The organism is Mesorhizobium sp. RCAM 06353, from assembly GCF_059683585.1.
This window is the reverse complement of the sequence record NZ_CM185031.1, coordinates 3059460-3083697: the sequence shown is the minus strand read 5'-3', so window position 1 is coordinate 3083697 and position 24238 is coordinate 3059460. Positions and strand designations below refer to the sequence as shown.

The window sequence follows — 24238 nt, the reverse complement described above, 5'->3', positions numbered from 1 at the left end:
ATACCAAGACGGTGGTTCGGGCAGGAAGCGTGCCATCGGCAGTGGCACGCCTGGACATTTCAAAATCGGTGAGAGTTTCGGCTTGGCGAGGATCCACTCCACCAAACCGGCGTCGACCGGAAACTTCAAGAGCAACTCCATGACTTTGGACCCTGCGACCATCTCAGCCCTATCGGCATTGGCCGGCTCGGCCATCGGTGCCCTGGCATCCGTGGCCACGACCTGGCTCACCCAGCATCAAAAGGATCATATGCAGCGGCTCGAACAGAAAGGCTCGCATCGCGAGCGGCTGTTCGGCGAGTTGATCGACCAGGCATCCAAAACCTATGCAGATGGCATCGTCCAGGAGCGCCTGGATGACCCAGCCAAGCTTGTTCCCATGTATGCCACCGTCAACAAGCTACGCCTCTTTGCCACGCCTAACACGATCGGTGCCGCCGAAGCGGTACTCGAACGCATCATAGAGACGTACGAGTCGCCTTCGACTGCTCCGGAGGCGCGGAACACGCATGTCGCCGCCCATGACATCCTGCACACATTCGCGGAGTCCTGCCGGGTAGAGCTGGCTCAGCTACGATGACATCCAGAGGAACTTTCCATGCCACTTACCTGTGAGGGTCCGCGCGGGCGCTACGTTGGATTGGCAGCCATCCCGTGCATTTTGAGGCGAGCGAGCGAGGTAATGCGCGGCCTCAGGACACCGGAAGCTCTGCTTAGGTTCACCCTCCTTGGCCTGTGCGCAACCCTGCTTGCAGGCTGCATTGCAGCCTATCCACGCGATGGCGTCCCCACAAAACACATGGCCACAGCCGAAGTGAATGGCTTCCCCGGCGACATACGTGCCTGGGGCGATTCCTATGCGAGTGTCCCGGCCGATCGGCTCGTCCTATTTCGTAACGAGCGGTTAGAGGCGGCAAAGACCGACCCATCCATAAAACCGCAGGAGCTCAACGTGCTGACGCTTTCCGGCGGTGGCAGCAGCGGCGCCTTCGGAGCGGGAATTCTCACCGGATGGACCAAGGCCGGGACCAGGCCCAAGTTCGACATTGTCACCGGCATCAGTACCGGATCTTTGATCGCGCCATTCGCGTTCCTTGGGCCAGCCTACGACGATCAACTCAAGCAAAGCTTCTCCACAATCAAGGATGCCAACATCTATACCAAGCATAGCATCCTCGGTGTCCTCTCGAGCGCCTCCTTCACCAGCAATGCGCCGCTAGCCAAGATGCTCGACGAATACATAACCCAGGACATGCTCGATCAGATCGCCCGGGAGTCAGGGAAGGGACGGCGACTCTTCATCGGAACAACCAACCTCGATGCGGACCGAGCGGTAATCTGGGATATGGGTGCCATTGCTGCGAGCAAGCGGCCGGACCGGTTGAAGCTCTTCAAGCAAGTCATCTTGGCTTCCACATCCATACCCGGCATTTTTCCGCCGGTCGAACTGGAAGTGACCGCGGCGGGCAAGACCTATCACGAAATGCATGTCGACGGCGGCACCAGCAACGAGGTCTTTCTCATGCCCGCTGGGCTGAGTCTGCGCGAACTCGACCAGACGTTCCACGCCCGGGTCAAGGCGCGGCTATACATCATCCGCAACGGCCGGACGACGCCGGAACCGAGCATCGTCAAGGCCACGCTGCCTGACATTGCGGAAAAGGCGGTCTCTTCCCTCATCAAGACGCAAGGGATTGGCGATCTCTATCGGCTTTACGCTGTCGCCAAGCGCGACGGCATCAACTACAGCTATATAGATATCCCGACCGACTTCACGGTCGAAGCAAAGAGCCCGTTCGACAGCAAGTTCATGCGGGCGCTGTATGAAAAAGGCTACGAAATGGGCCGCTACGGCGTACCGTGGAAAGCGGTGCCACCCGGATTTTCGAAATGAGCAGACCCGCCTATGTGCACGCCATTGCCGCCGATTACCCCATGCATCGTGGGAAGGTCTTTCGAAGCCGGAATTCTTGCGTGTGATGGGTGCCATCAACGAGACGGAGAAAATTGACGAACAGGCCCAAAACCATTTTGCCCAGAAGCCATAGGTTTACCCGATAGCGCTCAATTCAAACTCAAGGAATTAGGCGTAAGGTATTTATATAATAAGTTGGTGGGCCCGGAGGGTCAGCGTTTTCTACACAAAATCAATACGTTAGCGGATGGTTCGCCAACCCCTTTCCTTCGTATTCTCTCGTATGGTCTGGCGAACCTAAGGACCAGGAGGAGGACTAGTTTTCCATGCACGTGGTGTCTCTTTCATCCCACAAAAGGGTCGATGAACCCGCGACGAGCGCAGCTGGTTTGGGGCCGGAACCGGCCGGTCCGCTATCGGGGCGAGCTCGGCGGATAGCTGCCATTCGGCAGACGACCTCTGAGCGGACGTTGATGCGAGTTGCATGCATACAGATGCCCCTGGGGCCCTGAGGAGCGGTTCTCACACAGCGCTGTCTTTACAGAGTTTCATGAGCGTCTATCGGCCTGACATCGCGCCAAACGGACAGGGTGGGGCGTTCATCAATAAAAGTGTGGCGAGGAACCCATGACGGAGGCTCCAGATATCCGGGCCGCCAATTGTAGGGAAGCGCTTATAGCGGCCATATCGCCGACCAGGGGACCCATTTCTACAGCTGCCCTACCCGCAATTCACCCTCCAGAACGGCGATGTCGAGTGGGCAGAGGGGGTGATAACACGATGTCCTCCTGCTGCTGGAGCACGCTCCCCTTTTCGGCCAGTCGCTTGCGCCTCTGTTCGCGGAAGGCTGTCATGCCATAGCGGGTGATGCCATAGAACAACAGGCCAAAAATCAGCCCGAATGGCACCGCACCGCACAGCATGGGCTTTAAGACCGGTGCCCACAATTGCGAAATTGAAAGGGTCTGCAACATCTCACTCAGATGGGCTGGCCGTTCGTGACTTTGCATGTGGCCGTGCAACATGATCTTGCCGGCCTCCCAAGTCGCTCCCACAACAAACGGTAGGGTCAGCGGATTGCCAAAGACAAATGTTCCTAGACCTGCCGCCACCACGTTTCCTGAAATCAGCCAGCACACGATGGCGGCAATGGCGAAATGGGACCCTAGTGGAAAGAAAGACGCGAAAACCCCAGCCGCCACTCCCGCCGCGACGGCGTTTGGAGTGGCGTTCAGACGGAGGATACGCTTTGAAACATACTGAAACGATCGCGAGAAGGAGCGGCGCGGCCACATATAAATGCGCAATCGCTCGAAGAGACCATCAGGATTTCGGCGTCTAAAGAGCACTCTCTTGCCCACTTCAAACGCGGTCGGTTGAACGGATGGACCTCGTCTCTGAAAAAACGCAGCCTGTGCTGCTTTGTTCCGAATTTGCTGGATCAACCGGGTGTCCGAAGCGCAAGTGCGGATAGTCGGGCAACAGCCGGAAAAAACCCAGTCTGAGAACGCGGCATAGTTTTGTACCGAGTTGAATGGGTAGAGCGTCTGGTAATCGGCATTCCGCCAACCCGCCCCTACGTCGGGCACCCCGTTTTTCGGCTCCTGCGCAATGCGCCATGGGCCGCCGGGCTTCTGAAGTGGCAGCACTTTTCACCTCAACAGCGCCCAGGACCAATACGCACCAATTGCCATTTGCACTGCGAACGCAGTGAACCTGAGACTGACTGCGATCTGGGTCGTGGAGACGAGGTGAATTATCGACTGAACTATTCGCGCGCCTAACAGTGTAGAGGCCAGCGGATCCGTGACATCTGTCTTTGAAATAATGATCGCGACTCCGAGCAGACCTCCGAAAATTGGAAGCCCTTCTATGCAGTTGGCGTGGGCGCGGGCTAACCTCTGCATAAAGGGGGAAAGACCCGCGTTATCTGGCGTAAAGCCGTTTGCTGCGGCCTTTCCAGAGATCACCAGATACGCACGGATCCCTTCCATCACGATCAGCAGTCCCAGTGCCCACGAGATGAATCCAGTCAATGCAAACGCAGTCGCCGACATATGCCGTCCCCGTTGCTAACAGTCTCGGTCGTCGAACCAATCAACTAGTCTACCGCTATGCGTTGGTGGAGGCCAATGGCACACCAGTGGCGCCTTGCTGACCGGCAGATTTGGGGCCGATACCAGACAGACCGGTTTGTGACATGGTGAGGCGATAGTCGCCGTTCTTTGCTCCGGGCTGAACCCGTCGTTGGTCGCTCCACGTCATCGATTTGGTGGCGTCGACCGTCTAATCTGTCGAAGAAACAACGGTGAGCCGCACGGGACTATCCACAGGGATTGCTGCCCGCCAGCCGAGGAACCGCTTTTATTCTTTGTCACCGGCACGGGCGCCAGTATTTTGTGCTGATGAGAATTGCATCACTGGACCGTAGGGTCGTTGTTCATAGCGAGTCGGAAGCAAGCGAGTGCGCCCTGAGCTCGCTGCGCGATCACCCGTTTGTCGTTCTGCTCGGCGAACCTGGCCTCGGCAAGTCCACGGCGCTGCGTTACGAATCTGCGGCCGAGGGTGCCGAGGTCTTTACCTGTCGAGATGCCATGAACGGCGCCCCGCTACCCGTTGGCGAGACGCTCTATCTTGATGCATTGGACGAGTATCGCACGGGCGAGAACGGCAAGGACAAGCTCTTGCAACTCGCCAATACCCTATCCGCAAACAAGAACCTTCGTTGGCGCCTCACCTGCCGGGCAGAGGACTGGCGCGAGGCCGCCGATCTCGGAGCCATGCGACGGGCGGCTAGCAATGGCGCGATCACCGTGGCGCGTCTTCTGCCCTTGGACGAAGGCGAGGCCCGGGCCGTGCTGACGGCGCTTGAGGCCACTGATCCGAGATCGTTTGTGGTTGAGGCACGCAATCGCGGCGCCGAAGCTTTTCTCGAGAGCCCTTTGAGTCTCCGCTTGCTTCATTCGGTGGTCGCTGCCGAGGGTATATGGCCAAGCAGTCGTTTTGAGCTGTTCGAAAAGGCCATCTGGGCGCTGGCCCACGAGCACGATTCCGAACGGGCGACAGATCCCAGGCCGAGCGTTGAAGCAATCATCGAAGCCGCTTCAAGACTGTGCTTCTACGCCCTTGCTTCGGGCGCCAAGGCGCTCTGGCGCTCAAATGCGCCACCGCCCCATTCGCGCGGCGCCAATGAGTATTTGACCACGAATGCTCTCAATCTGGAGCCTAAACTGGCGGATGCAACGCTAGACACGGCATTGTTTCGCGGAGAAGGTCACATCTTCGAGGCCTTCCATCGCACCGTGGCGGAATTCCTCGCCGCACGTTTCCTGGCCAGAGTCGTGACAGGCGCGGGAAGCAACCCGACATTCCCATTGCGGCGCGCAATCGCGCTCATCACCGGCCGAGATCGCAAGGCACCAAGCGAACTTCGTGGATTATATGCGTGGTTCGCAGCCCATCTTTCCAGGCGGGGAGACGCGCAGGGCGCACTCCGTCTCATCGATCGCGATGGCGCCACCGTGTTGGCCTATGGCGACGCCGCCGCTTTCGACACATCGGGACGAAAAGCGATTCTCCTCAATTTTGATCGTGACGATCCCTATGTCCTTTCCTCGCAGAGAGAAGCGACCGTGCTCGGTGGTCTTGCCGGCGAAGACTTGGCAGGGGATTTCGCGACGATCCTTGACAAAGACGTCCGCACTCACCTCCAGGTCACGGTCCTGCAGGCTCTCGCAGAGGGGCCTCCGGTACAGGGTATTCAAAGCAAACTTCATGCGATTGTACTCGATGCCGGTCGGCCGTTGTGGATGCGGGAACGTTCCTCGGAAGTAATTGTCCGAGCCAGCGAGGATCGAACCGCCGCACGTCGAGCCCTGCTAGTTGAACTGGAGCGTCAGCCCGCCAACGCCGGCCAGGTGATGCTAAGGGCCCGGCTTTTGGCAGGAATGCCGGCGGACACAATAAATTCATCCGAAATACGCAAGCTTCTGGCCGACTTCGACGCACTTCCCGCGTCATCGGAAGATGATGAAGTTGAAGATCGCGGAGCGTTGACCGCGCTCGCTCTTGCCTTGCGTCGCTCGACTCCCGAAGATCTTTTCGATGTCCCGATTTCGCAGGGGACGACGAGCGCGCGCTGCGGCAGAAATCGCAAATCCGCTCCTTCATCGATCAGGCACTGGCCTCCTCGATTGAACGATGTCCCGATCTCGGGGCCGACCGCCTGTGGACCTGGATAAACAATGCCCGGGAGCACGTCTGGGACATGCTGGACAGCACTGTGGTCGAGGCGATGCAGAACTGGGTGGATTGTGACCCTCGCCAGCGGGAACTCGACTTCTTTCTCGCCGTGTCGCGAACCGGCGAGCCCAACGATGGACCTTGGGTGGTTGTGAACCACTACATCTCGACCATGCGCCGGCTTCCTTCGGAGTCACTGGTCGAGGGGCTCTTCGCACTGGCGCGGACCGAGGCGACAGGGTCAGTGCGCAGGCGGCTGTTTGAGATCGCCGCATATGCTGCGCGCGGAGAGGCGCATTGGCCGACATGGCGCGAGAAGGTCGTCGCCATTCTCAAAGAGGAAGGTGGCTACGCGGGGTTCATAGACGCGCTTCTTTCGGACCCGAACGCCGAGTGGAAAAAGAAGGAGGCGCAACGGCAGGCCAAACTAGAAGCCGAGACTGACGCGTCCCAGAAGAGCAATATCGCTGCCTTGACCCCGAAGCTCGCCGCGATTGCTAGCGGTGTCGAGAGCGAGTTCAACGCTTTGACGAGGGCTGCCAATTACTACCGCAATGCACGGATATCCAAGAAGGACAACCCTCTCGCCAAGGTCACCACATACACCAATGACGAGATTGCAGCTGCCATTGCAGAAGGGTTCGTCCAGTTCGCGATCCACACCGACATCAAGGTCGATGCCGAGAGCCTCGGCCGGGCCGAGGCAACGAACCGGGCCTATCCGCAAGAATGGGTCGTCGCCGCTGGTCTGCATCAAGGCCTGTTGCATGGTCGGCAAGCTGAGCTTGCTGAGACCCCTCTGGTCTGCGCGCTCGTCGGACTGCGCCAGAGCTATTTCGGCGGCGAGGATGGGCCGTCGCTTGTCACGTGGGCCGTTCAACGTCTTGCGCAAGATCCAGAACACGGTGTCACCCATATGTTGCGGTACTGGAACGCCGCCCTCGACGCTGGCGATGACGATCTGGATAGCCTTCACCACCTTGTGAGCGCCAAAGAGCCTGGGCTGGTCGCTGCCTGCCTTCAGGAGCTGTTGAAGAACCGGCCAAATTTGCCGATGCCCGCGTTAGGGCAGGTGCTGGTCGCCGGCGCATCGATACTCGGTTCCGAAGAACTGGCGCGCTTCGCGTCATCAGCCGTGCAACGATCAGATCTCGGCCATGAACAGTGGCAGATTTGGGGTTTTGTCGGGCTGGCTCTCGATCCGACAACTGTTCCCGCTGAACTGTCCGAGGAAGAGCTCCAGGGCGTTTTGTTGAGGCCGAACGGGGCTCTTGCTGAGGCATTCTACGAACGGTGTCCGCAACCCGATGTACTGGATCGCTTCCGGATTGCGGTTCTTGGCAGAGCGCATGAATCCGAAGACGATGATTGGCGTCACTCGAACACGGTCAGTGGCATCGTCAGGGCTGCGATCCGCCGGCTGAGCGCATCAAAGAACTCCGATGCTGGCGACGTACTCAAATCGCTTGCTTCAGACGTTCATCCAAGTTGGAGGCCGCAGCTCGCTCACTCGGCCGCCGAACATGCCAGAATGATGCGGGATGACCTTTACGTCGCGCCGCCAGTGGGAGACCTTGTCACAGCGCTTGCGGGCGGCGCTCCAGCTAGCCCGGCCGATCTCGCGGCGGCGGTTCTCGAGGAGGTCGATCGATACAGGGCGACGCTGCGGACCGGCAGCGAAACACCGTGGAAGCGGTTCTGGAACACTGACAAGGACGGGGCTGCAACCACGCCGCAGATCGAGAACGAGGACCGCGATCGGCTCCTTGAACTGCTGCGGATTCGCCTTGAGAGGTACGGTATTGTCGCCAGCCTTCCTGAAGCGCGGCGTGGCGAAAATACCAGGGCCGACGTCCTGCTCCTCAGCCACGCTGGCAAGAATCTGCCGATTGAGGCGAAGCGTCATTACAATAGAGAGCTGTGGTCAGCACCCATGGAACAACTGGCCGGCTATGCGGCCGATGCGGGCGCCGATGGGTTTGGGATCTACCTCGTCTTTTGGTTCGGCATCGAATTTCCGCTTCCCCGCCGGAGTGACGGAGACACACTCCCGTCCTCAGCCGAGGCACTCGAGACAATGCTTCGAAGCGACATTCCGGAACGCTTGCAGGACAGGTTGGCGATCGTCGTGCTGGATGTTTCCCGTCCAACAACGATGCTCACGATTATGACCCGGCGCGGTCAGAAGCGCTCGAAAAAGCAGGACGGTCGGTAGCCGCAGAGACCCGTTTCTTTACATTTGAACGAGCGACGCCGAGTTCTGCCGGCCAGCTGAATGTCCGCATTCAGCAGACGGCTACTACAAAGTTGACGGCCCACATCAGGCGCATTGCTGATAGGCCGTCTTTGGGGCCGGGAGAGGACTGTCCGCTTTCGGGAGACATTTGGCTGAAGCAGACGTTCCCGCGTCCCCTGCTAGAGGCTATATCTGCTTCGTAATCCGAACTGTCTCTAAAGCAGCACCCGACCAGCGGAAATGAGCTGGAAGCGCCGCTAAGTGTTGGTTGGCCGCGAGATTTACCAAAGAGTCCGGACTTTACGTCGCTTTGGTGGGTACCTTTGGCGATGCCGATGTCTGATCGAGAGGAGAGACAGGGGCCAATAAATATGCATCATGTCCCGGAATCTCCGCTGACCGGAACTCGCTGGCCTTCGCGCCGGACCACCGCCTTGCGGCCAGCGGAGATTTGCACGAATGTTGCCTGTGGAATAGCCGACTTTTTGAGATACCGATCGGACGGACTGGTCCATGCCACTTGACATCGAAACCCGGTTTCTCGGCTTGGCGGATTTTGAACCGGCTGCGCTAAAGGTGTTGCCGCATGCGGTTTACGAGTTCATTGCCGGGGGTGCTGGCGACGAAATCACCAAGCGTGACAATGAAGCGGCATTCGACCGCATCAGGTTGAGGCAGCGTGTGCTGCGCGATGTCACAAGACTTGATACCGCGATCACACTCTTTGGGCAAAGGCTGACGCATCCGATCATCCTGGCCCCAATAGCATATCAGCGACTGGCGCATCCGGAAGGCGAGGTGGCCACGGCGCGCGGCGCCGGAGTGGCGGAAGCGGTGTTCATTCTGGGTACTACGGCGACGGCGGCGATCGAGGATTGCGTGGCGGAGAGCCAGTCTCCTGTCTGGTTCCTGCTTTATTGGCAAAGCGACCGCGGTTTCAATGGCGAACTCGTATCGCGCATGGCGGCACTGGGCGCAAAGGCCATCAGCGTAACGGTCGACCTACCAACGCCAGGCGATCGCCGTAGGCAATTCCGGGCAGGCTTCAAAATTCCCGACAGCCTCGCAACGCCGTACTTCAAGGACCGGAACACCGGCGTGCTCAAAGTTGGCACTGCGCAAAAGCGGGCTATGCCGACCTGGGCGGATATTGCCTGGCTGCGTTCGCTGACAACCCTGCCGCTTATCCTGAAGGGTATCCTCGATCCTGACGATGCCGAGCAAGCCATCGGAACTGGTGCAGATGCTATAGTCGTCTCGAACCACGGTTCGCGTAACCTCGACACACTGCCGGCAGCCATCGACGCCCTGCCCGCCATCGCGGAACGTGTGGCCGGCCGGATCCCCATCATCCTCGATGGCGGCGTTAGGCGTGGCACCGACGTTTTGAAGGCGATTGCGCTAGGGGCAAGCGCTGTCATGATTGGCCGCCCTTATGTTTACGCCCTAGCAACGGCTGGTGCCGAGGGCGTAGCCCACTGCGTCAACCTGCTTCGCCGTGACTTCGAGATGGCAATGGCGCTAACCGGCCGGGCGCGCATCGGCGAAATCGACCGGTCGGTAATCTGGTGAAGCCTGGAACCTCGGCAAAGTTCAGGATTCACCATGATGGCCTTGAGGTCCAACAATTGAGGCAGAAGGGGTTGGCCATTCACGCAACCTCTGAAATCACACGTCGCGGAGTGAGGCCGCGCCACCCGCCACACCGCATGAATTCGGGCGTCCACGTGCCAAGTTGTTTGGCAACCGCCAGCATCAGGGCGACCGCGTGCTCACTGACCGTGAAGATCTGAAAATCGTTCGGCGTACTCGAAACCAGAATGCCGTGCTCGGTCGCGGCGTCGATGTCGATGCTGTCGACGCCAATGCCATATTTTGAGATGTAGCGCAGATCCGGAAGCGCCTGCATCACTCGCCTGGTGATGCGGGTGCCGCTTGCCCCCATCAAGGCGACACAGCCATGTGCCTTGGCAATCAGCTCATCCTCGGTGAAGCGCTTGAACGGCATTTCCCAGAGCGCATTGCCGAAAATGACGTTGACCCCACGCTCGCGCAGCCAGTCCAGCGAGGCGTCCGTTGGGTCGTAGCGTTCAAATGCGAGAACGCTGGGCAAGCCTTGAGCGCTCATGATGGTGGCGATCTCCTCAAATACCTTCGAATTCTCCCGATGGAACAGTTTTTGCCGATTTCAATCCGCTTCGAAGCGCCGTCTGGGCTGGCAGGTTGTTGTACAGATGCGTGCACATTACCCTGCCGTGCCTGGCAGCGGCTTGATATCCGACCCACGGCCTAAGCCTCGCACACGACCGTCCAAAAAAATAGCACAGCGTAGGTCCTGCATTAGCGTTTCCGGGCTATAGCGGGAATATCTCCGCCGCCTGTTCGCGGCGTTGGTCGAGGCGCGTAGTACGCGGTCCGTCGAGCACGAACGGGTCAGAGGAGTTCTGTGCATCTTCCATCGGCACAATGATAGCCTGTCTCGCCGAGCCGGTCATCGCTCGCTCGCTGGGCGTATCTGGTCGCCCAACCCCATCGCGCAAGAAGCCAGAGCAGCGCGTCCCCTTTCCGGGACGCATGTATGTCTGCTCAACGGCTGATATAAGGCGCGTTGCTGCCATTCGCAACGCGGACAATCACCGTTTGGTCCAAATCAGATTGCGACCAAACAGGCCTCGCGCCGCTGCCGTTCCCACTCAACCGGAAAGCCTCGCACCAGCTGCTGCAATTGCATCGTCGGAGGCTGGCGCCCGTCGAGAATTGCCTCGACCAGATCCGGGGCCAGCAACGTGAGTCGAAGGATATGGGATATGAATGACCGGTCGAGCTTCCTATCCTGGGCCAGTTCGGAGATCGTGGCGAACTGACCGGTCTCCAGTTGGTGCTTCCACGCAAAGGCCTGGATCACGGCGCGCAGCAGCGTGCTGTCGATGCGCGGACGTGTCGGCGCCCATCCCTCGATAGTGTTCGGCGACATCACGAGCTTGCGGCCGCCACGCTTGCGAATGGCCATTGGAATTTGAACGGTGAGGATCTTGCCGTCATCGCTCAGTTCGGTGCCCATCATCATGCGGCCCGCCCAAGGGTCGCCTGCGCCCGCATTTCTGCCACGAGATCTCCCGATGATTTTCATTTCCTCGGCAGCGGGCATAGCTTCGCCGGCTGCCGGAACATGGGTGTTCGGCATCATTGCAAACCGCTAGCATTGTGTTACAACGTTAGCAGATGTGACACGGCTAAGTAAATCGTCAACTAGCATCTGCTAACAATCGCATACGACGGGGACAAGCATGGCACGGACAGCGGCACTAGGGCTTAGGATCGAGCCCATCGTGAAAGAGGCTCTTGAGACTGCTGCCAAGGCAGATAGGCGCACGGTCGCAGCCTACGTCGAGAAGCTGATCGTGGATGACCTTGAGACCAAAGGTTTTCTGCCGAAGGGTGCCGCTGAGTAGTGCCCTGCGCGCCTCGCGTTTGCTGATGGCCGGCGCGATGTTGAGCAATAGCCTTGGGAGGGGTTTCAAATGGCACTCGTAACATGTGGGGAATGTGGCCGCGAGGTCTCAGACAAAGCGGCGAACTGTATAGGCTGCGGCGCTCCGATCGAAGCGGCGACAAAGGCGCCAGTGCCGACTGCCGTTAAGCTCCAGCCGGACTCGACCTTTATTGGCACCAAGGCGCTTCTGGTAAAGCTAGCGGCGAAAGCGGTCATCCAGATTGGATGGAGGCTCGACAATGCGGACGAACAGACTGGCCTCGTCGCCTTTACCACCGGCGTGAAATGGGGATCATCGAGCGGAGTATCAGGAACCGTCTACATTGAGGATTTGGGCAACTACCGGTTCCGAGCTGTCGGGTCGGCAAAGCAGAACGTGCGCGGGGGCGCTATGTTGTCCCTAAACCTGTTCAATGAAGCAGAGAGCAAGATAGAGCGCATCATTGAAGCGATGCGCACGATGGCGCTTGCGAACGAACCTTGGAACTAGCACACCCTGCCAGGGGAGCGCGCACGAGTGTTTTGGGGGACGCTGGGTAAAACACTGATCTACGCGGTGGCGATGGCGGCGCTAATGGCTGTAGGGGCTGCGGCAGGATTTTATTTGGAAGAGATCTCTTACCAGCATTCGACGCCTTAGAAATCCCAACCTTGACTCGGCCGGCGTCGAGTTCATCCCCGAGAACGGCGGCGGCGCGGGGGTGAGATTGAGGAAGGAACCCAAATGACGAGCAAGGGACCAGATTACATCGCGGCGGCAGCAAAAATAGCTAAGCGGCAGGCGGCAACGACGCTTGAAAGCTTTCCCTTCCTGGGCCGGCCCTTGTCGAAGGTAACAGTTAAGGCATTGCTAGATTGCGGTATCGATGCTCCTGAGCGCCTGCTCTTCATGGATGAACAATCATTGAAAAACATTCCTGGCATAGGCAAAGCCGGCATGGCTGAGATCGTCGGCTACAGGAATATCTATATACGGCGCTAGCGCTTCAACTTCGGCCTGATCGTCTGGACCCGAACCTTGTCGCCGATCTTCTTGGCCATATCGAGAGCCGCCTGCTTGTCCTTGGTGGTGGTCACCGTGCGCCAGTGGGGCTTCTCGACGACGCTGACCCCGAGTTTGCCTAGCCGTTTGCCGGGGACGAGAACGGACAGTGAAAACTAACACGGCTTCTGCCGGAGTGCGCTACTGCGCGATTGCGGCTAGTTGCAGGTGGCCGGAACAAATCAAGACCGCTACCCAGCCACTACCGAATAGGCCGGAGTAGCCTACCCCACCCAACTGCACCGGCCACACACGGGGACTAACAAAACCCCGCTCTGAACCCATTCTATAAGATATTGGCAGTCCCTCAAATGAGACTGAGTGCCCAAGGTCGCTGGGCACAAAGACGCACGGCATGCGCTACCCAGCCGTCGCATTCACGGCACGTCTCTTGCGCGTTAACACCTTAGTTGGTTCCTGTATGTTAGCGTCAACTAATGATCGCATTGAGGGGTGCGTTTGCAGGAATCTGAGCATTGCCATGACCATTATTATTGCGGCACTAGCAGCGGCATCGGTAGCAAGCTTTATCCTGGCGGTCTTCAATTCAGGTCGCGCAAATAGGGCTCCCTCAACAAAAAAGCGTTTTCGAAGCGTCTTCGGGATCATGTCGGAAGATCGACGAGAGTCCCTGATTGCCCATTATTCTCAGAAGTATTCATGCGGGCGTGACGAAGCCATGCAGCGAGCGATCGACAGTCAAGCACGGGACGAACGGAACTGGTAAAACGTTTGCCAGCGCGCGCTTGCTGGAGACCGGGTGCGAGGTGGAAAGTATTACTTCAGCGGCCAGCATTCCCGGGCATCAGCCGTGTCAACGCCGGCGCCTGTTGAAGCCTCTGGGAAGCTTCCGGTCTTTGGCCAGGCCATCGAACAACACCACGACAGCTTTCGCCGCTTCTGATTTGCAGGAATAGTAGCGCCGAACTCCGTCTGCGCGCGATTCCACCATGCCTTCCTCGATTAGAAGCACGAGGTGCTGTGACGAGGCCGAAAGGGAGAGGCCGATCAGCGATGCCAACTCCCCAACCGTTTTTTCACCGTCTATCAAATGGACGACTGCCAAGAAACGGTAGCGATTACCGAGAACCGTGAGCCACCGTGCCACTTCAGCCGCTTGGTCGCGGACGCTGAGGCGGTTCGCCGGCCGGGGCCGCAATGCCGGATCCACCTTAACTACTGAGAACCGCTTTCTAACGTACGACACTACCGTCGACCTCTCGTTGCCAGCGCGGACAGAGCGCGCCACTTGGAAAAGCCCGCCACTGCGCTGAAGGCAGTTCGCTCGGTCGAGGGATAACCGAGGCCTTGTCAGGGAATCACCCAGCAGCACTAAAGTACAGCCTGTAGGCTCATTCGGATACGTTACGTCGGATAGTCGGCCTTGACGACGATCCGGGTAGCCCGGTGCGCCAGTGCGGCTTCTCAAAGACGCTGACGATGTAGGTTGTGGAAGCTGAGTCCCCAATGTCGCTGGGCACAAAGTCGCAAAGCATGCACTAACGTCTCGCAAGTCGCGATCAATTAGCACACGCTAAATTAGGTCCGGAGAATTTTAACGGTTCGTTGACCGCGCTGTCCTAATTTGGAACAGCGCGGTCAAACCCCAAACCCGGGCTGCGCGGGCGGCTCCGGCATCCAAGCACCCCCGCCCAGTGTCGGAGCCGCTACCACACCCATTCAAATATCAGAAATGGTTGAATTAAATGTTACCCACTGTGCTTTCCAGTGCGCTTTCCTAGTCGTTAGACTTTGATGGAACAGGGGATTCACATCGAATCCGGTTCGATCTAGAATCGAGCCATGGACACCATCTTCGATGACCTCGCCAAAGCCCTCAGAGCGCCCCGTGTAGACGCCTGGAGCCCTATCGGCGCCATTGCCCTGGACCTTGCCGGCAAGCTGCTCATGGGCCTTGCGATCGGCCTTGGCTTAGGCATCGGGATGGCGATCGCGGGTTAGCAGGGTTGCCGACCCCTTGTGGCAAACAGGGGAAGGTGATCTGTTCTTCGGCCATCGAGTGCGGGGGACGAGCAAATGACGACTTTAAAGATCGCGCACATTCATGAACAGGGGCAGGATATGATCGTCGTGCCGCTGGATGACTCGTTCGGTCACAAAACATCAGCCCAACAGCAAGAAGCCATCGCCGAAATACAATTAGCGGCCGGGAGTGCAGGGCTGAAGGGGACAGTGGTGCCAGTATGGATTGCTAGCTCAGGGAAAATGAAATTCATCGCGCCGCTTCCCTGGCACCAGTTTCTTCAAGGCGTTGACATGCAATGGGTTCAGGCAAACCTAAACCGGACTTTGACCTGGTAAGCAGATCTTCGACCGAAGCGGAATTGGAGAACAGCACGGCAGCAAAGTCGTGAGGCGGCTGCGGCTCTTCCATGTTGGTCGTTCCTACTCGCGCCAGCGGCATATCAAAGTCTCCTGTGGTTCAAAACGGCCAAGACAGGGCCAGCACGACGCCAGCGGAAAAGCGCTAAGGCGAGGAACGGCATTCAGGCTCCCTACTCAACGACGGTTGTAAGGCTTCAAGAAACGCTGATTGCAGCCGGCGTCGAGTTCATCCCCGAGAGTGGCGGCGCTGGTGTGAGGCTGAGGCACGGCACCTGGTAACTAACATCATCAGAAATTAACGGTGTGACAAACTCGACCACGGAATGACTCGCGAACCGATTGTCGGAAGCGTACAGTCCCAAATGTCGCTCGGTCTTCAATGGCAACGAGCGCTTGAAAGAGTCGATCACGCTTTCGCCCGAACAGGGGAGACGCGCGATGACCTATCGTTGCACAGCAGACGAGATACAGCTTGCGACACTCACCAGGATTCTAGACGATTATTGCCAGCAAGCCGGCATGGAAGGCTCGCACCCAGCTCGGGAGCATTTGGCCCGCCGTCTCATCGCTCTTTTCAGCGGCGGCATCGATAGCCCGAACGATATCCGGATGGCTCTCGACAGCGCATCGAATGGTTGGCAGACCAATCATATCTGAGCGCTACCCAGCCTGATCCGAATTGCTTGGATTCACCGGCTGCTGATTTGGCAGCGTAGACAGCGCTGTAATGATCTGTGGCAGGAAGAACGGCTTGGTGATCATCACGCTTTCCGGGACGCCCTCGGCGCCCCAATGGATAGCGCTGTCGCCGCTCATGTAGACCACCGGAATGGTTGGATTGGCTTGCCGTAAATGCTTGGCTACCACCCACCCGGATTGTCCGTTGCCCAGCCGTATGTCCGTGATCAGGCCCTTGAATTTGCCGGGCTCAGCGTCGAAAGCTGCCAACGCCTGGGCTGGATCTGTGACAGCCACGACTTCGAAGCCGGCTTCCTGTAGCGCCGTCTCGACATCGAGCAGGATTAGTGGCTCATCCTCAACGACCAGAATCGTCCCGACCATCATTTGTTAATACCCGGCAAGTTGCGCACTACTACGCGCACAACCCGGTATAAGTTCCCTCTATTTGATTGTCGAAAACGTGCGGCGCTACCCAACCGTGGGTAAGTGGGTGCAAGGAGCCGTTTGCTCCTCAGACCATATTGGGTCTTCTGCGATTCTGGCGGACTGGCGGCAGCGGCTCGCTTTTCGTCGCTTCCACAGCGGCGACCGAATTCTCATTCATAGGCTTTTGGTGCGGCCACGGTGACAGGGTCAACAGCTTCGGCAACAGCCCATCGCCGCGTTTTGCGGCATGGACATGAAGCGCACGTAGCAGGGAAAACATGGGGCGACCTCTCTTGTTAAGGTCGCCCAATCTCATCTCACCCAACAGCCATCGCCACCCGTTTCCTGCCAACGCTACTCAGTCGTAGGGAATGGCGGTCAAGTAGAGGTAATCACGCGGATGTGTTATGATTCGCGTCGTGGGCAAGAAGGCAAAGCAAAAGCGCAAGATCGAACCGCCAACCGATAGCGAAAGAGCTACCGAGGCCGAATACTATGCCCGCAAGTTCGGCCTCACCAGAGAGGAGGCCGCGAGAATGATCAAAGACGCTCGCACCATTACGCCTCTCTTTGAACCCCGCGCGGCTAAGCGCTAGGCGGCCGCACCGGTCCTGTGGTATTCCACCGGATGAACTCGACTTCCTTCCCGGTCACCTCCCGCACGGCTTTCAACAGCACCTCATGCAGGACACGCGTTGCGCGGTAGTGCTCGCAGTGCGTGGCGATATGAATGGCTTGATGATGCTTAGATGGAGCGCTTCTGCTGCTACCAAAAAGCGCTCGATCTCGGTCTGCGATAACTGCTGGGATGGTTTTGATCTGGCCATTGGCGATCTCCATTTGAGGGGTTCGCCGCAACGGGAGGATTATATTCCTGAACTCGATGGCGCCTGCAAGAGTGCCCTATGTCTCTTCACGGAAATCTTGCAGCGAGGCATGCCGCAAATCTTCCTCGCCCCGCAGGTGCTTCACACGGCCGATCAGCCCCGGCTTGACCCATTGTGTCGCCGGCCGCTTCATGCCCTTTGGCGCCGTCCCCAAAGACCACCCAACCCCAACTGGCGCCGGCCACTTTCCTTAGCGCCGCTTCGGGCGATTCTGTAGACTGACATCGCGACAAGGCGCATAGTTCGTTCATGTCGCTGCCTCAACGCACCGATCTAACGAACGACAATGGCAAACCAGAAGACCATCTGGCGGCGGCTGTTGCTGCGCTTCACTCTGCCGTCAAAGGGCTGGATGCACCCGTTGAATTACTGGCCAGCAAGATCAAAGCGCCTGTCAAGGGAGCGTCGCAGCTGTGGCCTACACGGTGATTTGGTACGGGAAAAAGGGCATCTTGGAGAAGATGCCATTTGATGCCGAGAAAGCTGCGAGGGAACACGCGTTGTCGACCTTTTCAGATCGAAAGTCCGGTATCGTGGCGGTGGAAGTTCGCAAAGAATTCAGCAAAGCAGGGGGCAGCTAAATCTCAGCGCTTCACCTTCGGCGCGATCTCTTCGACCCGCACCTTGTCGCCGATCTCCTTGGCCATCGCCACCGATTTGGACTTGTCCTTCGTGGTCAGCACCGTGCGCCAATGCGGCTTCTCAAAGACGCTGACGACGTAGGTTGTGGGCGGCTTTTTAGTCATAAGAAATCCCAGAATGCCAGCGGTGACATGCGGTCGGGAGCGTAGCAGAGCCCCGGCCGGGCTCGATTGCCTGACCGGGGAAGAAGTATGGTTCTAGGCAGGTATCAAAACGGCGATACGATGTATGCCGACCACCTTGCTTGTATTAGTGGCCTCGTCGGTCTTGCCCTTAGTGCATGTGTATATGCCGCCTTCCTCGAGCTTGAATTCCTTGTCCTCTTTCTTGATCGTGAATGCACCAGCGGTAATGGTGCAGACCATGTCATTGTCCATCACCATCGCGGGAGCGTGTGCTCCGGGCTGAAACACGACGTCGACAATTGAAATGCTCTTGTAGGCGGGAATGTCGGAGTTTCCTGTGCCGACCTCCACGACCCTGACGCCTGGAGCAATCTCCTTGCCGTCCTTCGGGCCATATTTCTTGGCCGCCCTTGCGGACGTAGCCAAGGCGAACAAAGGCGCTGCCGCAGCGGCCGTCACGCCGAGGGCAATTGCAGATCTGCGATTCATGCTATCCATCGCATCCTCCCATATTCGTCACGCGTGAATGTGCGAGACGCTTCATATTAGCAGGGATGCTTCTACTTGGCGCTTTCCATTTACCGCCAGGCCGTCAAGTGATGGCCGACGCGGTTGCCGGATGAATGCCGCGTCGGGCGAATGGTTCGTTCGCGTGGTCGAAGACGACCAAACCAACACCCTCTGCAGTCGCAGGCGTCGAGTTCATCCCTGAGAACGGCGCCGGCGCTGGTGTGAAGGCCTACCGCGTCGAGGAAATGGACGGCATCACGGTTACGGCCAGTCACAACGCCGACGGGAGGACACCCTTTGAGGCCGCTGAAAGGGCACTCGGGCGAAGGGTCACACTCCGTGGCGCGGCTGACGAATTATGGATTCGTGTGACCGAGCTGACCGACAACCGGCCTACTCGGCTTCGTCCTGGCGTCTACGAATACAAGGCAGTTGGAGGGTGAGGCTGAGGAAGCACGAGCCACACCCCGCCGGAGCCTTCTTTATTAAGATGTCGTGCCAGATTCAAAGCAGCGCTATCTCAGAGCAGTAGGTGGATTGCCAGAAGCTCGACGATCAGGAGAACGGCGCACATGGCGCCCCCAAGGGCATAGCCTCGCCAATACTGGCGGACATCTTCATCGGTTTGGAATGCCTCTATCCAGAGCCCTTCAGGGGCGACCCCAAGGCAAATGGGGACCGGCATCGTGGCTGGCACGATTGTATCAGGCGCTAAAGCAGCTCGACCCGACATGCAGGCGGCTCTCGTTGACCGAAGTCAGGGATATTAGTCCTCCCTAACTAAGGGCGAAAGCCCCGATCGGAAAAGTTTGCCGCTCAGTCAAGCCAGCGTCGTGATGGACGATCGCGTCAAAGATCGGCAACGATTCGGGCGCGGCGGTTGTCGGCTTCGGACCACCGCTCGTGATGCGCGTTGGCAACTACGCAGCATTCCCAGGCGGCGAGGCTTTTGGTTTGACCATCCCACAGCCGCGCGTAGTCCCCGCTGGTCAATTTGATTTGCATGGCCACCGCGACCTGGCGTGTGATTTCCTCCTGCAAGGCGAAAATGTCGTCAGCACGGCCATCGAACCGGCCTCCCCAAAGCTGTCTGCCGCCAGCCGCCTCGATCAGCCTTGCTGTGACGCGGATCTGACTTGACGCGGCGCGGACGCTGCCCGTCAGTTGGAAGTCGGAAGGGGCGCCCTGCGCGCGCAACTCAATCCCGCCAATGAGACTGAGAGCCGACTCAAGATCAAGCCCGATTCCGGCGGCGAAGAACTCCTGATTAGGGTCGCCGCTCAAGTTGGTGAACGGCAGGATAGTGATCGAGGGTTTGGCGGGCGACCGTTTGGCGTCCGGGCGGGGCGTCGGCTCCATCGCCGCCGCTGTCGTCTCCGATCCGGCCCAGCGCCAAGCGCGGACAGGCACGGCGATGTTCTTGAGCTGAAGTTCGCCGGCGAATGTGAAATCTGCGTTGATCCTGCCGCGAACCTGCGCATGAACCGCATCCGACACCAAGATGCCGCTGCGGGGCGCCTGTGCTTCAAGGCGGGCGGCGATATTCACACCGTGGCCGTAGATGTCGGATTCCTCCCCGATAACGTCCCCAAGGTTGATGCCTATGCGCAGCGCAATTTGGCGGTCCTGCGCCAGCGCCGCGTTCGCTGTGGCGAACTTCTGTTGCAGTTCTATGGCCCCCGTCACCGCGTTCAGCGCGCTGGCAAATTCCATGAGCATCCCGTCGCCCATCAATTTGACGACGCGCCCGCCCTGCGCTTGCCCTGTCGGCTCGACGATGGCTGTCCGCAGTTCCTTCAGCGAGGCCAGAGTGCCCGCCTCGTCTGCTTCCATCAGGCGAGAATAATCAACCACATCGGCCATCATAATCACGGTGAGGCGGCGGTTGGCAGTCATTCCGGCAACCCCGCCTTGCCCAGGCCGGCCATCAGATGGTCGTGATCTTCCTGATGCTGGTACCAGGCCGCGCCCCGCCAGAACTCATCCCAATCCTTGAGCCGGCGGCCCGGGAATACCGCCATGTCGTCCTGGGCAACGTGTAAAAATTCTTCCAGCATCGCTTTCGCTTCGGCCAATCGTCCTGCATAGGCATAGCTTGCTGCCAAAATCCCTCGAACTTCATTGATGGGTTCCGGAATCGACTTCAATGACGCAATGGCGTCACCATACCGGCGCGCGGTGAAATATGCCCACCCTTTGCCCCACGGAAACCATGTGAAGTCGTACGGGTTCTGCCGCTTCGACAGTTCGAACTGTTCGATTGCGGCCTCGGGCTGTCCGATGGTGTGAAGGAAATACGCGTAATAACCCCTCGCTTCCGTGTCATTCGGATTGTTTTGAACGGCCTTTTCGAGATGAAACCGCGCCTCCTCGTATTCTCCCCTGGCGTTGTGTATCATTCCAAGGATCCAGCGAGCGTTGTTGTCGGCGTCATCGAGTGTGACCGCCCGCTTCGCAAATTCAATGGCTTCAAGACGACACTGATCGCGATCCTCCGACCAGTGGGCCATTTGGGTCACAAAACAACAATATGCGTAGTAGGCGTGCGCCTGAGAGCTGGTCGGGTCGATTTCGATCGCATGGCGCGTCAGCATCCGGGCCTGTTCGGTGTCACTTCTGGTGAACTTCATGACGAACGCCCTGGCGCGCAAGACAAGGTCATAGGCCTTGAGCGCACTCGGACTGAGTCTGACCGCGCGTTCACGCCAAGCCGCCTCGACCCGACCGCCCACAGTGGAGGCGACCGCGCTAGCCAACTCGTCCTGGATGCCAAACAGATCTAGCAGGTCGCGGTCATAACGCTCCGCCCAAACGTGACTGCCGTTGACCGCGTCCACCAGCTGTGACGTGACGCGGACTCTGTTACCCGATTTCCGCACGCTCCCCTCGATGACGTAACGCGCACCCATCTTGCGGCCGAACTCCTTTACTTCGATCGCCTGGCCCTTGAATGCAAAGGACGAATGGCGTGCGATCACTAGCAGTGAATGGAAGCGCGACAGTTCCGTGATGATGTCCTCGGTGATGCCGTCCGAGAAGTACTCTTGTTCCGGATCGCCGCTCATGTTGTTGAAGGGCAGTACCGCGATCGACGGTTTCTCATTGGCGGCCGACTCTACTCCGACCGGTTGCAGGAACGGCGCGTCGGGAAAGAGGTTGACGTTGTAGACGCGCACCGGCCGCTCGATGTTTTTGAGCGTCTGCTCGCCAGTATCTTCGAAGGTAAGTGCGAGCCTGTTGCCGAGACTGTCCCGGACAGTGCCGGATACGGCGACGCCGCCCGGCCTGGCGATGCTCTCGATCCGCGCCGCGATGTTGACGCCATCGCCGAAGATATCATCGTCCTCGATGATGATATCTCCAAGGTTGATCCCGATGCGGAACTCGATGCGCCTGTCCGCCGGCACGTTGGCATTACGCTCGCGCATCTTGTGCTGGATGTCGGCGGCGCAGGCCACCGCATTTACCACGCTGGGGAACTCTACCAACAAGCCGTCGCCGGTCAGCTTGACGATCCTGCCCTGATGCTCGGCGATCTTGGCGTCCACCAGTTCGCGCCGATGCGCCTTGAAAGCCGAAAGTGTTCCGCCCTCGTCGAGACCCATGAGCCTGGAGTAGCCAACCACGTCGGCAGCGAGGATGGCAGCCAACCGACGCTGCACTGGTCCCTCGGTCATGCTCGGTATGACCCCTCACTTCGGGTTGTAGCTTTGTCTGGATATTCACCATAGCAAGCAAACAAAGCGAGGTCTTGGTTCAAGTTCGGGTACATCGCGACCAAGGCCTCCCTCGCGCCGGGTGGTGTCTTCATTTGAATTCCGGCTTACCACGACCCATCCTCGACGTTGCGGCTCGTGGACTCGGCCGGCGGTCGCTCCTACAATCCTTGTCCTGTTGCTCTTGAAGGCAGTGCACTACATGCCCGAAGGACGCGTCCAACGCCGCCTCGCGGCCATCCTTGCCGCTGACGTGGCGGGTTACACTCGACTCGTAGGCAGGGATGAGGTCGGCACGCTTGACGCACTAAAGGAGATTCGGGCCGGGTTGGTCGACCCAAAGATCGCCGAGCACAAAGGCCGTATTTTCAAAACGACGGGAGATGGTGTCCTGGCGGAGTTCCCAAGCGTGGTGAACGCCGTGGCCTGTGCGGTCGACATCCAGCGGGTCATGTCGGACCGAAACGGGGCGGCCTCCGAACATCGGACGATACAATTCCGCATTGGGATCAACCTCGGCGACGTGATCGTCGAGGATGATGATCTGTTCGGTGACGGCGTGAACGTGGCGGCGAGGCTCGAAGGCATCGCTCCCGTTGGAGGTGTCATGGTTTCAGGCACGGTGCGAGATCACCTCGGAAACCGGCTTGACCTGCAATTCGACGACAACGGGGAGCAGATACTTAAGAATATTGAGCGCCCCGTGCGAGCTTATGCGGTGCGTCTCGACGGTTCCGGTGCGAACCCCACTTCGCCGACCTCGCTTTCTGACAAGCCCTCCATCGCTTTGCTGCCGTTCGTCAATATGAGCGACGACCGTCAGCAGGACTACTTTGCGGATGGGATCACAGAGAGCGTCATCACCGGATTGTCTCGGTTTCGCGATCTTTTCGTCATCGCCAGCAATTCGACGTTTGCCTACAAGGGCAAAGCTACAAAGATACAGGATGCCAGCCGGGAGATGGGTGCCCGCTATATCCTGGAGGGCAGCGTACAGAGGTCGAAGGACCGTGTCCGGATTACGGCCCAGCTCATTGACGGCAAGACTGGGCGGCACCTTTGGGCAGAGCGCTACGACCGAGGCATCGATGATATCTTTGCCGTGCAGGACGATGTCACCGAAAGAATAATTGGAAGTTTAGCCACAGCGCACGGAGGCCGACTGTTAAAGGCGTGGCAAGAGCGCCCGGAACTCGCGGGGGCACGGAACTTTCAAGCGCTGGACTACTTCGTGCGAGGTATGGAGGCCATAGACCGTAATACCAAGGAGGGCAATCAGCACGCGCGCGAACTCTTCCTCAAGGCCGGGGAGCTTGATCCCAAATTTGGCAAGGCCTTTGCGAAGGTTGCCTGGACGCACATGATGGACGTAATCGATGGATTCAGCGAGAACCCCGAGTCCTCGTTGGCTGATGCGTTGCGGTACGCCAATCTAGCGATTGAACGCGACGACGCGGATGCGTGGGGGCATTACGCACTCGCAGGACACTACCTTTTTTGCGGGCAGTACGAACCTGCCATTGAAGCATTTCACCGCGCTCTTGATCTCAATCCCAATGATGCAGACATTCTCATGGACTTTGGCTACTGCCTGAGTTGCGCGGGAAGAACGACCGAAGGCCTCGACGCAGCACAAAAGGCGCTGCGGCTTAATCCTCGCTATCCCGAGTGGTATGTTCAAGAGCTCGGCCAGATTTATTACGACTCCCGACAATACCATGAAGCCGTCACGGCTTTGCGTAGCCTAAGGACAATCGACACGGTATACCGCTGGCTCTATTTGGCAGCCAGTCATACTGCATTGGGGAATATGATCGAAGCGAGGGAAGCCGTGGAGCGGATCAAGCAAATGGACCCATCAGCCACAATCGTTTCGAGAACCGGCCCCCAAATGACGCCTTACAAAAATCCCGGTGATCTGGAACATCTTCGCGAGAACTTGCGTAAGGCAGGCATGCCAGAATGAGTGAACGCGCT

The 24238-nt window shown here is 58.6% G+C and carries 25 protein-coding genes and 1 pseudogene; 15 read left to right on the top strand and 11 right to left on the bottom strand.

The features are described 5' to 3' along the window. The first annotated feature begins 139 nt into the window (after window positions 1-139). Window positions 140-580, top strand: a complete 441-nt coding sequence (locus tag AC56QX_RS14745; protein ID WP_497116912.1) for a hypothetical protein — start codon at window positions 140-142, stop codon at window positions 578-580. A gap of 102 nt (window positions 581-682) precedes the next feature. After that, a complete protein-coding gene (locus AC56QX_RS14740; RefSeq protein ID WP_497116910.1) occupies window positions 683-1894 on the top strand; it encodes a patatin-like phospholipase family protein in 1212 nt (403 codons plus the stop codon). Between the two features lie 752 nt (window positions 1895-2646). Here AC56QX_RS14740 and AC56QX_RS14735 read toward each other — a convergent pair. Further along, window positions 2647-3264 carry a DUF2062 domain-containing protein gene (locus AC56QX_RS14735; protein ID WP_497117757.1) on the bottom strand — a complete coding sequence of 206 codons (618 nt, stop codon included), beginning with the start codon at window positions 3262-3264 and terminating at the stop codon, window positions 2647-2649. A 303-nt stretch (window positions 3265-3567) separates the two neighbouring features. Beyond that, a complete protein-coding gene (locus AC56QX_RS14730) occupies window positions 3568-3972 on the bottom strand; it encodes an MAPEG family protein (protein WP_497116909.1) in 405 nt (134 codons plus the stop codon). Window positions 3973-4251: 279 nt separating this feature from the next. Here AC56QX_RS14730 and AC56QX_RS14725 point away from each other — a divergent pair, with 279 nt between their 5' ends. The 3 genes from AC56QX_RS14725 to AC56QX_RS14715 all read left to right on the top strand — a co-directional run bounded on the left by AC56QX_RS14725 (window position 4252) and on the right by AC56QX_RS14715 (window position 9965). Further along, window positions 4252-6156 carry an NACHT domain-containing protein gene (locus AC56QX_RS14725; RefSeq protein WP_497116908.1) on the top strand — a complete coding sequence of 635 codons (1905 nt, stop codon included), beginning with the start codon at window positions 4252-4254 and terminating at the stop codon, window positions 6154-6156. Between the two features lie 26 nt (window positions 6157-6182). Then, on the top strand, window positions 6183-8372 hold the full coding sequence (locus tag AC56QX_RS14720) for a hypothetical protein (protein ID WP_497116907.1): 2190 nt from the start codon (window positions 6183-6185) through the stop codon (window positions 8370-8372). Between the two features lie 534 nt (window positions 8373-8906). Further along, complete coding sequence (locus tag AC56QX_RS14715; protein ID WP_497116905.1) at window positions 8907-9965, top strand: alpha-hydroxy acid oxidase; 1059 nt, start codon at window positions 8907-8909, stop codon at window positions 9963-9965. 79 nt (window positions 9966-10044) lie between these two features. Here AC56QX_RS14715 and AC56QX_RS14710 read toward each other — a convergent pair whose 3' ends face one another. Both AC56QX_RS14710 and AC56QX_RS14705 read right to left on the bottom strand, forming a co-directional pair. Continuing rightward, on the bottom strand, window positions 10045-10521 hold the full coding sequence (locus tag AC56QX_RS14710) for a Rossmann-fold NAD(P)-binding domain-containing protein (protein WP_497116904.1): 477 nt from the start codon (window positions 10519-10521) through the stop codon (window positions 10045-10047). 522 nt (window positions 10522-11043) lie between these two features. Further along, window positions 11044-11580, bottom strand: coding sequence for a hypothetical protein (locus tag AC56QX_RS14705; protein WP_497116902.1), 537 nt, complete (start codon window positions 11578-11580; stop codon window positions 11044-11046). Window positions 11581-11680: 100 nt separating this feature from the next. On the opposite strand from AC56QX_RS14705, the gene AC56QX_RS14700 reads away from it, so the two are divergent. The 4 genes from AC56QX_RS14700 (at window position 11681) to AC56QX_RS14685 (ending at window position 13655) form a co-directional block, all read left to right on the top strand. Then, entirely contained in the window at window positions 11681-11845 is a 165-nt protein-coding gene (locus AC56QX_RS14700) for a hypothetical protein (RefSeq protein ID WP_497116900.1), read from the top strand. 69 nt (window positions 11846-11914) lie between these two features. After that, window positions 11915-12376, top strand: a complete 462-nt coding sequence (locus AC56QX_RS14695) for a hypothetical protein (RefSeq protein ID WP_497116898.1) — start codon at window positions 11915-11917, stop codon at window positions 12374-12376. 234 nt (window positions 12377-12610) lie between these two features. Further along, complete coding sequence (locus AC56QX_RS14690; protein WP_497116896.1) at window positions 12611-12868, top strand: helix-hairpin-helix domain-containing protein; 258 nt, start codon at window positions 12611-12613, stop codon at window positions 12866-12868. Window positions 12869-13409: 541 nt separating this feature from the next. After that, window positions 13410-13655 carry a hypothetical protein gene (locus AC56QX_RS14685; protein ID WP_497116894.1) on the top strand — a complete coding sequence of 82 codons (246 nt, stop codon included), beginning with the start codon at window positions 13410-13412 and terminating at the stop codon, window positions 13653-13655. 87 nt (window positions 13656-13742) lie between these two features. On the opposite strand, the gene AC56QX_RS14680 is transcribed toward AC56QX_RS14685, so the two are convergent. Then, window positions 13743-14099, bottom strand: a complete 357-nt coding sequence (locus AC56QX_RS14680) for an ArsR/SmtB family transcription factor (RefSeq protein ID WP_497116892.1) — start codon at window positions 14097-14099, stop codon at window positions 13743-13745. Window positions 14100-14731: 632 nt separating this feature from the next. On the opposite strand from AC56QX_RS14680, the gene AC56QX_RS14675 reads away from it, so the two are divergent. The 3 genes from AC56QX_RS14675 (at window position 14732) to AC56QX_RS14665 (ending at window position 15931) form a co-directional block, all read left to right on the top strand. Beyond that, complete coding sequence (locus AC56QX_RS14675) at window positions 14732-14890, top strand: hypothetical protein (RefSeq protein WP_497116890.1); 159 nt, start codon at window positions 14732-14734, stop codon at window positions 14888-14890. A 75-nt stretch (window positions 14891-14965) separates the two neighbouring features. Next, complete coding sequence (locus tag AC56QX_RS14670) at window positions 14966-15250, top strand: hypothetical protein (protein ID WP_497116888.1); 285 nt, start codon at window positions 14966-14968, stop codon at window positions 15248-15250. Between the two features lie 417 nt (window positions 15251-15667). Beyond that, the gene (locus AC56QX_RS14665) at window positions 15668-15931 is read left to right on the top strand and encodes a hypothetical protein (RefSeq protein ID WP_497116886.1); all 264 of its coding nucleotides are present in this window, start codon (window positions 15668-15670) and stop codon (window positions 15929-15931) included. Window positions 15932-15934: 3 nt separating this feature from the next. Here AC56QX_RS14665 and AC56QX_RS14660 read toward each other — a convergent pair whose 3' ends face one another. Then, window positions 15935-16339: a response regulator gene (locus tag AC56QX_RS14660; protein WP_497116884.1), complete on the bottom strand. Its 405-nt coding sequence runs from the start codon at window positions 16337-16339 to the stop codon at window positions 15935-15937. Between the two features lie 449 nt (window positions 16340-16788). Here AC56QX_RS14660 and AC56QX_RS14655 point away from each other — a divergent pair, with 449 nt between their 5' ends. After that, window positions 16789-16977, top strand: a complete 189-nt coding sequence (locus AC56QX_RS14655) for a hypothetical protein (protein ID WP_497116882.1) — start codon at window positions 16789-16791, stop codon at window positions 16975-16977. Here AC56QX_RS14655 and AC56QX_RS14650 read toward each other — a convergent pair. After that, window positions 16967-17208, bottom strand: a pseudogene (locus AC56QX_RS14650) (hypothetical protein). The gene AC56QX_RS14655 and the pseudogene AC56QX_RS14650 sit on opposite strands and share 11 nt — an antisense overlap. A 473-nt stretch (window positions 17209-17681) precedes the next feature. On the opposite strand from AC56QX_RS14650, the gene AC56QX_RS14645 reads away from it, so the two are divergent. Beyond that, window positions 17682-17849, top strand: coding sequence for a hypothetical protein (locus tag AC56QX_RS14645; RefSeq protein WP_497116880.1), 168 nt, complete (start codon window positions 17682-17684; stop codon window positions 17847-17849). Between the two features lie 3 nt (window positions 17850-17852). On the opposite strand, the gene AC56QX_RS14640 is transcribed toward AC56QX_RS14645, so the two are convergent. The 4 genes from AC56QX_RS14640 to AC56QX_RS14625 form a co-directional block, all read right to left on the bottom strand. Beyond that, complete coding sequence (locus tag AC56QX_RS14640) at window positions 17853-18014, bottom strand: hypothetical protein (protein ID WP_497116878.1); 162 nt, start codon at window positions 18012-18014, stop codon at window positions 17853-17855. Between the two features lie 93 nt (window positions 18015-18107). Beyond that, complete coding sequence (locus tag AC56QX_RS14635; RefSeq protein WP_497116876.1) at window positions 18108-18533, bottom strand: hypothetical protein; 426 nt, start codon at window positions 18531-18533, stop codon at window positions 18108-18110. Between the two features lie 861 nt (window positions 18534-19394). Further along, window positions 19395-20441 carry an adenylate/guanylate cyclase domain-containing protein gene (locus AC56QX_RS14630; RefSeq protein WP_497116874.1) on the bottom strand — a complete coding sequence of 349 codons (1047 nt, stop codon included), beginning with the start codon at window positions 20439-20441 and terminating at the stop codon, window positions 19395-19397. Then, window positions 20438-22222, bottom strand: a complete 1785-nt coding sequence (locus AC56QX_RS14625) for an adenylate/guanylate cyclase domain-containing protein (protein WP_497116873.1) — start codon at window positions 22220-22222, stop codon at window positions 20438-20440. The genes AC56QX_RS14630 and AC56QX_RS14625 overlap by 4 nt, the downstream gene beginning before the upstream one ends. Before the next feature lie 241 nt (window positions 22223-22463). On the opposite strand from AC56QX_RS14625, the gene AC56QX_RS14620 reads away from it, so the two are divergent. Next, a complete protein-coding gene (locus AC56QX_RS14620; RefSeq protein WP_497116871.1) occupies window positions 22464-24227 on the top strand; it encodes an adenylate/guanylate cyclase domain-containing protein in 1764 nt (587 codons plus the stop codon). Window positions 24228-24238 lie beyond the last annotated feature (11 nt).